Source organism: Spirosoma sp. (assembly GCF_026391055.1).
Lineage (GTDB): Bacteria > Bacteroidota > Bacteroidia > Cytophagales > Spirosomataceae > Spirosoma.
This window is the reverse complement of sequence record NZ_JAPLET010000022.1, coordinates 329,992-343,560: the sequence shown is the minus strand read 5'-3', so window position 1 is coordinate 343,560 and position 13,569 is coordinate 329,992. Positions and strand designations below refer to the sequence as shown.

Here is a 13,569-nt window from a genome sequence, read left to right as displayed (position 1 = left end):
TCACTAGCTGGTATCAACCGGAAAACAAGCGAACCGGTTAACCACACACTACGCTTTAGGCTTCTATTTTCACAGACACCGTCTGCTGACTCTCGGCACCAATTACTACTTCTTCACCGAGGAGGTGTATTGTGATGGGCTGGGTTGAGAAATTGTCTACCGTAACATCCTGCTGCGTGGTTGTTACCTGCAAGAGTACGCCCCGGTACCGGATTTTAAAGGCCAGCGACTGCCAGTTATCCGGGCAGTAAGGGTTCAGAACGACCCGAGGCTCGGCACCGTCGGCCTGTTCAATTCGCAGGCCGCCGAATCCTTTTACGACGGCCAGCCACGTACCGGCCATACTTGTAATATGACAGCCGTCTTCCGTATCGTTGTTATAGTCGTCGAGGTCGAGCCGGGCCGTGCGCAGGTACATTTCGTAGGCTTTCTCTTTCATGCCCAGTTTCGACGCCTGAATGGAGTGGACGCAGGGCGAGAGCGACGATTCGTGAACGGTCATCGGCTCGTAAAAGTCGAAATTCCGACGCAGGGTCTCGGTATCGAACTCGTCTTCGAAGAAATAAAGCCCCTGCAACACATCAGCCTGCTTGATGAAACATGACCGAAGAATCCGGTCCCACGACCAGTTCTGATTGATGGGCCGCTGCCCCTTCGGAATGTCCGTAACGGGCATCAGGTCTTTATCTAAAAAGCCTTCCTGTTGCAGAAAAACACCTTTTTCATCATCAGCGGGCAGGTACATTTTTTCAATAATCTGCCGGGCCGTGGCCAGTTCTTTTTCTTCACGAAAGTGTATCCGGTCAATCAGGTCCGCGTATTTATCGGCATCGAGTGCTTTCACTTTCGCCACGGCTTCGGTGGTGTACCGGAGTGTCCAGGCGGCTATATAGTTGGTGTACCAGTTGTTGTTGACGTTGTTTTCGTACTCGTTGGGGCCGGTAACGCCCAGCATTACGTACTTCTCTTTCTCCTTCGACCAGTTGACCCGCTGGCTCCAGAAGCGGCTGATGGCAATGAGCACTTCGAGGCCGTAATCGACCAGATACTGTTCATCGCCGGTGTAGCGAACGTAATCGAAGATGGCATAGGCAATTGCACCGTTACGGTGTATTTCCTCAAAGGTGATTTCCCATTCGTTATGGCACTCTTCGCCATTCATGGTCACCATGGGATACAAAGCCGCACCAGCCCGAAATCCTAGTTTCTGGGCATTTTCGATGGCTTTACCAAGTTGTTTATACCGGTAAACGAGCAGGTTCTTCGCCACTTTCTGGTCGGCGGTAGCGAGGTAAAACGGCAGGCAGTACGCTTCGGTATCCCAGTAGGTCGACCCGCCGTATTTTTCGCCCGTAAATCCTTTCGGACCGATGTTCAATCGCTCGTCTTCGCCCGTATAGGTCTGGTTCAACTGAAATATATTGAACCGAATGCCCTGTTGAGCGGCAATATCACCTTCAATGATAATGTCGTTGGTTTTCCATTTGTCGGCCCAGGCCTGTTTCTGCTCGAACAGCATTTTTTCGAACCCCTTCCGGGTAATCCGCTGGATGTACTGATGCGCATCCTTCATGATCGTGTCCGGGTCATAGTTGAGCGACGAGAGGTTTACGGCATATTTATAAATGACCGTTTCCTGCCCTTTCCGGCAGTCGAGTGTCATGCGGTTAGCCACGTACTTTTCGTACTTTATGGGCTGCGACTGATAGTCGACCTTTACGCCATCCTGCTCAATTTCAACGCACATGCCGGTAGCGACATGAAAGCCCGTTTTACGGGTGCGGAGTTCAATATACGCTTCGCCATAGCCTGTTTCTTTTCGAACTTCATCCCAGAATGTTTCGTCGTAGTTGGCATCACGATTGCGAATGTCGCCGTTGATGTAGGGCGTAATGGTAATCTTGGCTTCGAAATTCAGGGGTTTTATGGCGTACCGAATGGCTCCGGCTTCGTCATCGACAATGGAACAAAAGCGTTTGGCATTCACCTGAATCTCTTTACCACTTTTGAGTACAGCTACAAAGGAGCGTTCGAGATATCCCTCCTGCATGTTCAGCACCCGGCGAAAATTACGGACTTCGCAGTGGTTGAGATCAAGGGTTTCGTATTCAATATCAATGTCGATACCAATCCAGTTAGCGGCATTGAGCACTTTAGCGAAGTATTCGGGATAGCCATTTTTCCACCAGCCGACTCGTGTTTTATCGGGGTAATACACCCCCGCCACATAATTGCCCTGTAGGGATTTACCGGTAAATTTCTCTTCAAAGTTCCCCCGCTGACCAAGCCGGCCATTGCCGAGCGACATCACACTTTCCGTAATCTCATTAAAATCGGGATGAAACCCGTCTTCAACAATATTCCAGGGGTTCTGAGTTATATAATTTTTCATTCAGTAGATGATTGTCTTCGTATCCTATCCTGCAAAGGTATTTATTTCAGCCTTTACACGCATAGCCTGGTTTAGATGACGCTCTGTATGCGCAACCAGCATCCTGGCCGCATCTCCGAGGTTGATTTTTAACCAGTTGCCAAAAATCGTCATTAGCTTTTCCCGATTCCAATCCATATAAACGGCCTTATCGAGCATACCAAGCAATAATGTCTGCAAATCCAGAAACTGCCCGATCACATCTGCGGGCTGCAATTCGGCAGCGGTACGGGGCCGAATCATACCCGGCGCCGGAAACTTTAATTTACTCTGCGGATCGACAATATAGCGTAGGGCTTTGCCAACCAGATCACTTTCAAGCGTCTGGTCGACGGGCGCGGTTTGAATCAGACCCAGTTTATCGACTTTGTGCTGAAGGTTGCGGATGTAGAACCGTTCGGCCAGATTCAGGTGCTGTAAACATTCGACAATGCTCCATTTGTCAGGGGCGGGCTTCCAACGCAGTTGCTCGTCGGAGAGGGTTGTAAACTCCCGTTCGACCGTGTCGAGGGCCGTCTTAAGCCGCTGTTGAAGGTCATGGGCAGTAGCCAGTTTTTGCATGGTGGTTAGGTCTGCGTTACTACCTGCTGAAATAAATCAAGGTCGCGCTTCGAGTCGAGATCAATCGCACCCGCTTCGAAAGGTACTTCTACACAATCGCTGCGGTGGCGGCCAATCACCCATTTTACGCCTTTATCGTCTTTCAGCTGTAATAGTTCGTCGATATAGTTACGGTGAAAAATAGCGGGAACACTTAGTTGGGTTCCGTACCGACAAGCCACAATACCTTTATCTTCATCCTGGTAGACCTCAAACATGTGCAGGAGCAAGCCCAACGAAACCAATGGCTGGTCGGTATGCAGAATCAGCACCGCGTCGATGTCTTTATGGGTCAGATAAAAGGCGGCAAGTCCCGTTTTCAAAGACGATGCCTGACCGGTCGGCCAGCTTGGGTTATCAACGATCGTGACGGGCAGCCCGTCCAGTTCGGGGACAATCTGAGGCCGATTGGCACCGAGTACAACAATAACCGGACCCCGTTGCAGGGCCAGGGCGTTTTCCGTTACCCGTCGCATCAGCGACTGCCCTTTATACGTAATCAACTGCTTGGGATCGCCCCCCATTCGGGACGAATCGCCAGCGGCCAATATGATGATGCCAATTTTCAAGAGAAATTCTTTTTTAATTAAATATACCACTTTTTTACCGTACCGGATGCTCGGGCCAGTCCGGATTTACGTTTCACTCCTCCCAAACCAGGTCAGGTATTTTACCTTCGGCTCATCACCTCGGCCGGATACCCGACTTCAACCAGCGATAACCCCTCGGCGGGAGCTGCCCGACCCGCTCGTTTTCGGTCTCGGTCCAGAATAATCTGCTCAAAATCAGTTATACTAAGTCGCTCCTGCCCTACCGCCAGCAGCGTTCCTACAATGGCCCGAACCATGCCATGCAGAAACCGGTTGGCTTTGATGTGAAAGACTAAATCGCCGTTGGGTTGATGCGCCCAGTACGCCCATTCAATCTGACAGTTAAAGGTTTTCACGTCGGTTTTGACTTTACTAAAACTCTCGAAGTCGATATGATTCAGCAGTCGGCTGGCCGCTTCGTTCATCCGTTCGACGTTCAGGGGCAGCGTGAACACATATACGAGTCCGTCCCGAAAAGGGTCTTTCCGGCGACTGATCTGATACTGATAATAGCGGGATTGGGCCGTAAAGCGGGCATGATCGTCGGGGCGGACCGGGAAGCACTCATGCACGGCAATATCGGGCGGAATCATGCTATTGAGCGACCGAAGCAGCTGTGTTGGCAGAGCGGTATCGGTGTCAAAATGAGCAAATTGTTGCCCGGCATGAACACCGGCATCAGTCCGGCCACTTCCAACGATTGCGATAGGCTGGCGCAATACCGTTGACAAAGCCGTTTCGAGAACTTCCTGAACGCTCAACCCGTTGGGTTGCCGCTGCCAGCCGTGGTACTTGGTGCCCTTATATGCCAGGTGAAGAAAGTAACGCATAGGTGGGCAAAAATACGGCTTATCAGTACGTTAGTTACGAAAAGGGCTTTGGTCTCCGGAAAATTCCGGTCCCAAAGCCCAAATTAACAAGAGGAAGGAACGAATCATCAATAGCTCAATGAGCGGCCAAAGCTCAGAATTCAGAGATAAATTCTGACAGGTACACTGATTTATCAATTGAGTTACCCTCCCTTAACCTGTTACTGAACGTATAGTTTTATTATAGCTGAACGATGAGGGAACGGTCCGGAGATTCATACAATTGATAAGGCTACAGTCGTTCCACTTCAAACCGAAGCTCATCAACCAGTTGTTTCAACCGGTCGGTATTTGGTGCTGGTGGCGGCAGCTGCTGACTGACAAAGGCGGTCACCTCCCAAACTTCCAGCACATCCTTTAGCACAACCTCCCGATTGGGCACGTCGGCACGATCGGCGGTGAGCAGGAGCGTTCCTTTCACTTTCACCTGATTGTACACCCGGCGGCAAAAAATACCCGATCCGCCCGTAGTATCTGACCTATGAGCCTGAATGAGCAGCACGTACAACTTGCCATCGGCAATGTCGAACCAGTTACGAATGAACTTACCAACCAGTAAGGCCTTGGGGAAGACAAAATCGTCACCCGCTTCAAACGCGCGGTAATGACCGTCGGGTAAGGTCGGCAAATGCATGGCCGGGAGCCGGTGCAGAAAATCGGCCTGCTGATAGCGCTGGCAGTAATCCGAAAACTGACGATGCATGACCACGGGAATAGTCGGGGCCATAGCCTGCGCCGATACGGTCGATCGTGTTGAAGAAGCGGGGCCTTCGTAGATGTTATTGAACGTCAGCACATCCGGAGACGCATGGACCGGAGGCTGCGGGGCTGCCGGTGCCGAACGGGGCTCCGGCTGGGAACTAAACAACTCATCGAGTGCCGATCGGCCTCGTTCAGGTGAGTTACTAACCGGCGACTCGGGATTAAAAGCCATGGGCTGCTGCCGCTCGGGCGCTCCCTGTGTTGGCCGTACCGGTGGCGTAATAACTGGCGGAGCGGGTGCCGGGCGGCCTTCGTCCTGAGCCCGGTAGTATTTATTCAGCACCGACGACAGTGGCTGTGGCTCCGGTGCGGGCGGGGTTGGCTGGGCAAAAATATCCGGAAAATCGGGATGCTGAAACGGGTCATCTTCGTCGGCATCCAGTCGGCCATCGGTCCGGATAGCCGTTGAACGGGTCTCTGCTACTTTGCCGGGCTGACCTAAGGGGATGCTTAAGCTGGGTGTTTCGCGAAGTTTCCGCAGGTCCTGGCGGGTCAGCAGTTCAACAGTCGTATTGAATGCTTTAGCAATCGCCTGTATATTTTGCCCGTTCGGGTTAGCACGCCCCTCTTCGTAGGCGCCTAATAACGAACGCTTTATGTTAATTTTTCGGGAAAATTGCTCCTGTGTCAAACCATTCAGTTTACGCAGGTAGCGGATGTTGTCACTGACGAGCGTCATCCGGTTCAGGGGTTACTAAAGTTTCAGCTAAGATAAACGATTAGTGTTTTAAATGCCAATATAGCCCGGTCAGGCAGTTTTTTTGTACTTTTAACACATCCAGTTGACTCGTTTTCAGAAGAAACAAATTCTCATGACTACCCACCCCACTGCTACCGGTCTACAAAACGACATACAGTCGGCCTTTGATGCCCAGCGTCGGCACGCCCGTCAGATAGCCCTTACCACCGCCGATCAGCGGATTGAGCGTATCCGGCGAATTCAACAGTGGGTCAACGCCCATGAAGCGGAGATTCAGCAGGCGATGTTCAATGACTTTCGCAAGCCGTCGGCCGAGGTTTCGCTGGGTGAACTGATGGCTCTTCATGCCGAAATCAAGCACACGATCCGGCACCTGAAAAGCTGGATGAAACCCCAGTCATTGCCCACGCCCACAGCCCTGATCGGTACCCGGAGCCAGCTAATTCATGAGCCGAAAGGAAGCGTACTCATCATCGCCCCCTGGAACTACCCATTTGTTCTCTGCATTCGGCCGCTGGTGTCGGCCATTGCCGCCGGTAATGTCGCCATACTCAAGCCATCCGAAATGACACCCCACACGGCCCGACTGATCAAAATAATGATTAGCGACCTGTTTCCTGCCGAGGAGGTTACTGTTTTTGAAGGAGATGCCGGTGTATCGAAAGCGTTGCTGGAATTACCGTTCAATCATATCTTTTTCACCGGAAGCCCTGCCGTTGGACGCGTTGTGATGGCCGCAGCCGCCAAAAACCTGGCCTCCGTTACACTGGAGCTTGGCGGGAAGTCACCCGCCATCATCGACGAAACGGCCGATCTGAAGCAGGCAGCTGGCCAACTGGCCTGGGGCAAGTGTATCAATAACGGCCAAACCTGTATTGCACCTGATTACCTGCTGGTTCAGCAATCCGTCAAAGAACCCTTCATACGGGCGCTTAAAGAGTCATTAACGGCCATGTACAGTCCCGATGGACAACCCGTCGAATCCTCCAGCAGTTACGCCCGAATCGTGAACAAGCATCATTTCGACCGTATTCAGGGGTTACTATCTGACGCGCTGGACAAAGGGGCAACCATTACTCACGGGGGTAGTGTAAACCCGGACACTAATTTTATTGAACCGACCCTGCTCGAAGGCATTTCTGACAATATGCATTTGATGCAAGAGGAAATTTTCGGCCCGATCCTGCCAGTGCTAACGTACGTCAACATCGACGATGCGCTGGCTGTTGTTAACAATCGGGATAAACCGCTGGCACTGTACATTCACAGCCGCAATCGGAAACGCGTTCAATATATTCTCGACCGAAGTTCGGCCGGAGATACCGTTGTGAATGATACGCTACTTCAATTTGGCAATGTCGAACTTCCTTTTGGCGGGGTCAACAACAGTGGGCTGGGCAAATCGAACGGTTTCTTCAGCTTTCAGGAGTTTTCCAATCAACGCGGTGTCATGCAGCGGGAGTTCGGCACCATGAAATTCATTTATCCCCCTTATACGGATAAGGTAAAAAAGATGATCAACTTCATTGTCAGGTATATATAAGGGGATAAACAGAATTGCCCCGAAACGAACCTGATTTCATTTGCGCACGTCTCAATACGCAGCTTCCCACCCGCGCTATGAAAACGCCCTGTGATATCATACAGGGCGTTTTTGCAAAAAACCGTATCTTGTTACCGCATGATTCGACTACCTTTCTGTACCGCTATTCTTCTGCTGGCCACTGTTAAGACGCTGGCCCAAACCCTGCCCGTTCTAGACCAGAACCCCACAAGCTTGCACTGGTATCGACTCAAAACGCCCCACTTCCGGGTGCTGTATCCGGAAGGATTCGACTCGACAGCCCAGCGCACGGCTCAACGACTCGAAAGCCTATACGAACCGGCCAGTGCCTCGCTCGGAAAACGCCCCCGCCCGATTTCTGTTCTGCTTCAGAATCAGACAACAAACAGCAATGGTTTCGTAAGTCTGTTTCCCCGGCGGTCGGAGTTTTTCGCTGTACCGCCCCAGGACCCCGGTCTGGCGGGTACGCTGAACTGGTTCGATTTACTGTCGGTTCATGAGTACCGCCACGTCGTACAAAATGACAAAGCGTTACAGGGCTACGGACGGTTCCTGTATACTTTCCTTGGTAATTCGGGCCTATTTCTGCCATTGCTAACCGTACCCGACTGGTTTGCCGAGGGCGACGCCGTCAGTAATGAAACCTTGCTAAGTACCAGTGGACGGGGCCGAATTCCGAACTTTGATTTGGGCATGCGCGCGAACCTACTGGCAGGTAAACGGTTCGACTATCCGAAATCTGTTGGTGGCTCTTACCGCGACAATGTACCGAATCATTATGTGCTGGGGTATTTTATGACGACCTACCTTAAACGAACTTATGGTCCCGATGTCTGGAGCCGGGTGCTGAACCGAAACTACCGCCGGTTTCCATGGCCTTTCGCCTTTTCGGCCAGTATCAAAGACGAAACCGGGTTGAAAACGGAGGATCTCTACCGGAAAACGATGGATGATATTACCGACGTATGGCAGAAGCAGCAGCAAGGGTTAACGCTGACCCCATCGGCCGGTTTCCCGATAAATCCTGAAAAAGAGCAATCGCGCAGGCCGGTCTTCACTAACTACCAGCACCCGCAATTCCTGACCGACTCTACGGTGCTGTGCCTTAAAAATGGTTTGGGAGACACGCCAAGGCTGGTTATCCTGGATAAGCACCAACGCGAGAAAACGGTTTTTGTGCAGGGATTCCCAAACGATCCGAACCTCTTATCGGCTACAGCAACCAAAGCCTGCTGGATTGAATACGGGTACGACCCACGATGGGGTCAGCGGATTTATTCAAATATTAGACTGCTGGACCTGCAAACGGGCAAACTGACTCGACTGACGCACCGCGCCCGGTATACAGCGGTGGCCCTGTCGCCCAACAATGCCAAACTGGTAGCTGTTGATAATACAGATCAGTTCAAGACGCAGTTGCTGGTGCTGGACACCCAAACGGGGGCGGTTCAGCAAAAAATCCCCAACCCCACCGGTGCCTTTTACCAGCATCCGCGCTGGAAAGACGACAACCGGACCCTGGTCGTCGTTTCCCTGAAAAACGGCAAGAAGACGATTCGGGCAATTGATACAGAATCCGGCTCGGTTACAGACTTGCTACCTGAAGTCAGTGAAAACCTTAGCAACCCACAGCCCTGGAAAGACTATGTGCTGTATAACTCACCCCGCTCCGGTATCGACAATATTTATGCCTTGGATACCCGGTCGAAACAGGTGTTTCAGGTGACCTCACGGCCGCTGGCAGCCTATCACGCCACACTCTCTCCGTCGGGGACCCGGCTAGCGTTCGAGGATTTCACGGCTAACGGGTACCGAATTGCTGACATGCCCGTAACCCCGGCTGACTGGAAACCGGTTTCGGAGCCGGGTCAGGAACAGCTCATCCGTTATTTTGGTCCACTGGTCAACCTCGAACCGGGAGCGGCAGCAGGCCGTCAGGCTCTGGCCGATTCAGTACCAATCGTCACAACCTATACTGCTTCCCGATTTCGGCGACTGGCTAACCTGATCAACGTATACAATTGGGGGCCAACCATTGGCAGTTCAGGCCAGTCCCTGACGGTTGGCATCAATTCGCAGGATTTGCTGAGTACGACTCAGATTGGCGTAGGTTATGTGTATAATCAGGCCGAACGTACCGGGAACGCATATGCACTTTTGAGTTATCAGGGCCTCTATCCCATTATTGATCTGAGTTTTCAGCGTGGTACGCGCAGCACGTCGCTTTACGTCGACAGGGTGTTACCTCTTGATAGTTTACGTACCGATAGCTGGCAATACAACCAGTTGACCGCTGGTTTTCGGTTACCCCTACAACTGACCAACTCAAAATACAGCCAGGCCCTCAATCTGTCGGCCTATTATAATTATTTGCAGGTTACAGGGTATGAGTTGCCTTTTCGCTTTGTTACGGAGGTTGGCTCAGCCGGTTCGCTCAACGCGTTGACCTATGGGTTTAGCTATTCGCGTTTGCTGCGGCAAAGCAAACGCGATGTAGCACCACGCTGGGGGCAAACGCTTTCGGCCAACTACCGCACAACACCTTTTGGGGGGAAACTCACCGGCGAACAGTGGGGTGTTCAGGTAAACCTGTTTTTCCCCGGTTTAGCCAGGCATCATTCCATCCGTCTACGGGCGGGTTATCAGGAGCAGGCTCGGGGAAGTTACCGGTTTAGCCCCATCGTGTTTTTCCCACGGGGGCAATTATACATCAGCGACGATCAGATTACCGCCACCAGTGCCGAATACCGGCTACCCATAGCTGACACCCACTGGTCGCTTGGTCGCTGGCTGTACATTCAGCGGATAAAAGGAGGAGTTTTTTATGACCGGTCCGATGGACGATCTGTCCTCGAAGTACGCGACGTATACAATCGTCTGCGGGGCTATGAAACCAACCAGCGCGCCTATCAAACAACCGGCTTCGACCTGTCGTTTGTGTTTAACGCCCTGCGCCTTCGCACCCCTCTAGAAGCGGGATTCCGCACCATTTACAACCTGACCACCAGCGAATTTATCGTACAGCCGTTGGTTATTGATATTGGATTTTGATTTGGTGAAGTGGGTGAAATGGGTAGAGTCGACTCCACCCATTTCATTCACTTCACCATTTACCCTTTATAAAATACCCATTTCGAGAGTTCGCGGAAGGAGACTTTCTTGCCATACATCAGGATACCGACCCGGTAAATACGGGCGGCCAGCCAGGTCGTTCCTACAAAGCCAAGCACCAGAAGCGCCATGGATAGGGCCAGTTCCCAGACTGGAACGCCAAATGGAATACGGACCATCATGACCACGGGCGAGGTGAAGGGAATCATGGAGGTCCAGAAAGCCAGTGGTCCGTCGGGATCACGAACGGCAATCTGGGCAAAGGCAATGGCCGCAATAATGGGCATCATAATCGGAAACATGAACTGCTGCGTTTCGGTCTCGTTATCGACAGCGGCCCCTACAGCCCCAAACAGAGCGCTATACAGCAAATAGCCCCCCAGAAAATAGAAGAGAAAACAGGAAACGATAAGCGGCAGATTCAGCGTTTCAATAGCTGCCATTACGTCGGCAACCGGGTTTTTAGCCGTTGACATTTTAGCCTGTACTTCCTGACCGCCCGGCATGCCATTCATACGGGTTGCCATCTGTGACTGAGCCGTTTCTTTAGGCTGGCTGATTATTCTGGAGCCTATCGTCATGAGGCCTATCGTGAGCACAATCCAGAGCATGAACTGTGTCAGACCAACCAGGGCTACCCCAATGATCTTGCCCAGCATCAACTGAAAGGGTTTCACCGATGAGATAATCACCTCCACAATCCGATTGGTTTTTTCTTCCATAACACCCCGCATAACCTGAGTGCCATAAATCAGCACCGAGATATAAATCAGCAAGGCGCAGAATCCGCTAATGATCGTCGTGGCGATTCCGTTGTTGCTTTTTTCGCCCGCGTCGCTCAGGCTGATGGTTTGTGCGTCGACATTGACCTTGGCATCCTGAATTATTTTCTGGGTAATGCCTGCTTCTTTCAGCTTAATGGTTTCAATCTCTTTGCCAATAGCCCGCTCAATATTGCTCTGGAGTGCCAGACTGACGCTTTTTTCGGCGAAAATTTTTACCGTTTTAGGCTGCTCAATGACGTCCTTTGGAATAAAGACCAACGCATTATAACCCTGTTTGACGAACGTTTTTTTCGCTTCCGCCAGGGATTCTTTCGGGTAAGCGAAGACCGTTTCGTCGTCGTTTTTGAACTGGTTTACGAACCGTCCGCTTTCGTCTACGACGGCGATCTTTTTCTGATTGATCGAGCTAACGGCGGCCCAGCCAATAATGGCATAGAAGCCAAAAATCAGTACCGGCCCTAAAATCGTCATGATAATGAACGACTTTTTACGAACCCGAACCATGTACTCTCGTTTGATGATAAGAAAAATTGTGTTCATCGGTTATACCGACCAGCCCGGTCGGCGGAGAAAGCTGTAAAATGAATCGTAGACAAACGGAATCAGTCAGGGTAAGTTGGTGCTAGGTAGTTGGCACCTCGCCAACGGCCTGAATAAAGATGTCGTTCATACTCGGGATATTTTCGCCAAATGAGCGCACCGCCACCCGATCGAGCAGATGCCGAATGAGTTCATTTACAGCGGCATCGGGCGGAATCTTGATATCGGCCCGCGTAAACCCGTCATCGGTCGGTCGGGTTTTCAGAACGGTAAAGGCTGGCGACAGCGTATCAAGATTTCCCTGATACTCAACGTGGTAAGTATGGGTTTTGAACTGTTCCTTGATAGCCTGCTTGGGACCATCCAGCACTTTGTGGGACCGGTTAATGAGGGCAATATTATCGCATAGCTCTTCCACTGATTCCATGCGGTGGGTGGAAAAAATAATTGTTTTGCCTTTATCCCGCAGTTCCAGAATTTCGTCTTTAATCAGGTTCGCGTTGATGGGGTCGAAGCCGGAGAAGGGTTCATCCAGGATAATCAAATCCGGCTCGTGCATGACTGTGGCCACAAACTGTACCTTCTGTTGCATACCTTTCGACAGGTCTTCAACATTTTTGGTCCACCAGGTTTTTATGTCGAACTTAACAAACCATATCTTCAGCTTTTCCATCGCCTGCTTCTCCGTAAGCCCTTTTAACTGAGCCAGATACAGCAGTTGTTCGCCGACTTTCATTTTTTTGTACAGTCCCCGTTCTTCGGGCAGATACCCGATTCGCTTAATGTGGTTTGGATTAAGCCGTTCGCCATCCAGAATAACATCGCCGGAATCGGGAGCCGTAATCTGGTTGATAATACGAATAAGAGACGTTTTTCCGGCACCGTTTGGCCCGAGAAGCCCGAAGATACAGCCTTTGGGGACAGACAAGCTGACATCGTCAAGAGCCCGATGCTCGGCGTATTGTTTGATAATGTGGTGAGTTTCGAGGATGTTATTCATCAACGACGTTCAGTTAGTTTAGGGAGTTCTAATTTGCAGTGCATCAAACTACGGCTATCGTATAACTATTGGCAATCAATTTACGGATGAACAGCCAACCGGCTATATAGACGGCAATAAAAAAGGCCGTAATCTATACAATCACGACCTTTTAATGTATCAATGGCCGGGCTACTCAGTTGTAATATTCCCGAACCTGAAAAAGAAGCATTAAAAATAAAAGGCCAAATAAGATGCCGAAAACACTAAAAGAAAAAACACTGGCCACGATGCTGATCAACTGGGCGTAGTAACTTAACACCCAACCCTGCCGTTTGCGGTTAAACAAACCGGAGAGTGCCAGAGCCCAGAGTACTACACGCCCAATCGTTAGCACCATGGAGATGGTATAGCCGAAACCGGCGGCAACACCACCCAGGTAAGAAAATGGCAGAAATGCCGTTCCTATGCCCAGAAAGATTAGAATAGCGGGCAATGTCAGAACGAGCAGGACGAGCGAAACAATAGGCCAGTACTTAACAAACCCGGCACGAAAATCTATTGGAAATTGAAAAGGCGCTTTTGTCGTAAAATAAGGAGCCAGTTCGGTCTCCAGCACAGCAGATTGATTCATGAAC

10 protein-coding genes are annotated in these 13,569 nt (G+C 51.0%); 2 read left to right on the top strand and 8 right to left on the bottom strand.

All coding sequences use genetic code 11. The annotated features are described in order from the left end of the window. Positions 1-55 precede the first annotated feature (55 nt). The 5 genes from NT073_RS16590 to NT073_RS16570 form a co-directional block, all read right to left on the bottom strand. Positions 56-2,392: a glycoside hydrolase family 65 protein gene (locus NT073_RS16590; RefSeq protein WP_297375578.1), complete on the bottom strand. Its 2,337-nt coding sequence runs from the start codon at positions 2,390-2,392 to the stop codon at positions 56-58. A 24-nt stretch (positions 2,393-2,416) separates the two neighbouring features. After that, on the bottom strand, positions 2,417-2,992 hold the full coding sequence (locus tag NT073_RS16585; protein WP_297375576.1) for a DinB family protein: 576 nt from the start codon (positions 2,990-2,992) through the stop codon (positions 2,417-2,419). Positions 2,993-2,997: 5 nt separating this feature from the next. After that, entirely contained in the window at positions 2,998-3,600 is a 603-nt protein-coding gene (locus NT073_RS16580) for a nucleotidyltransferase family protein (RefSeq protein ID WP_297375574.1), read from the bottom strand. Positions 3,601-3,701: 101 nt separating this feature from the next. Beyond that, entirely contained in the window at positions 3,702-4,451 is a 750-nt protein-coding gene (gene truA, locus NT073_RS16575; protein WP_297375572.1) for a tRNA pseudouridine(38-40) synthase TruA, read from the bottom strand. Positions 4,452-4,722: 271 nt separating this feature from the next. Continuing rightward, positions 4,723-5,931: a helix-turn-helix domain-containing protein gene (locus NT073_RS16570; RefSeq protein WP_297375570.1), complete on the bottom strand. Its 1,209-nt coding sequence runs from the start codon at positions 5,929-5,931 to the stop codon at positions 4,723-4,725. 133 nt (positions 5,932-6,064) lie between these two features. Here NT073_RS16570 and NT073_RS16565 point away from each other — a divergent pair, with 133 nt between their 5' ends. Together NT073_RS16565 and NT073_RS16560 are read left to right on the top strand one after the other, a co-directional pair. Continuing rightward, positions 6,065-7,495, top strand: coding sequence for an aldehyde dehydrogenase family protein (locus NT073_RS16565; protein WP_297375568.1), 1,431 nt, complete (start codon positions 6,065-6,067; stop codon positions 7,493-7,495). A 138-nt stretch (positions 7,496-7,633) separates the two neighbouring features. Then, on the top strand, positions 7,634-10,567 hold the full coding sequence (locus NT073_RS16560; RefSeq protein ID WP_297375566.1) for a hypothetical protein: 2,934 nt from the start codon (positions 7,634-7,636) through the stop codon (positions 10,565-10,567). Positions 10,568-10,626: 59 nt separating this feature from the next. On the opposite strand, the gene NT073_RS16555 is transcribed toward NT073_RS16560, so the two are convergent. The 3 genes from NT073_RS16555 to NT073_RS16545 all read right to left on the bottom strand — a co-directional run bounded on the left by NT073_RS16555 (position 10,627) and on the right by NT073_RS16545 (position 13,565). Beyond that, positions 10,627-11,952, bottom strand: coding sequence for an ABC transporter permease (locus tag NT073_RS16555; RefSeq protein WP_297375564.1), 1,326 nt, complete (start codon positions 11,950-11,952; stop codon positions 10,627-10,629). Between the two features lie 82 nt (positions 11,953-12,034). Further along, positions 12,035-12,952, bottom strand: coding sequence for an ATP-binding cassette domain-containing protein (locus NT073_RS16550; RefSeq protein WP_297375562.1), 918 nt, complete (start codon positions 12,950-12,952; stop codon positions 12,035-12,037). 175 nt (positions 12,953-13,127) lie between these two features. Next, the gene (locus NT073_RS16545; protein WP_297375559.1) at positions 13,128-13,565 is read right to left on the bottom strand and encodes a chromate transporter; all 438 of its coding nucleotides are present in this window, start codon (positions 13,563-13,565) and stop codon (positions 13,128-13,130) included. Positions 13,566-13,569 lie beyond the last annotated feature (4 nt).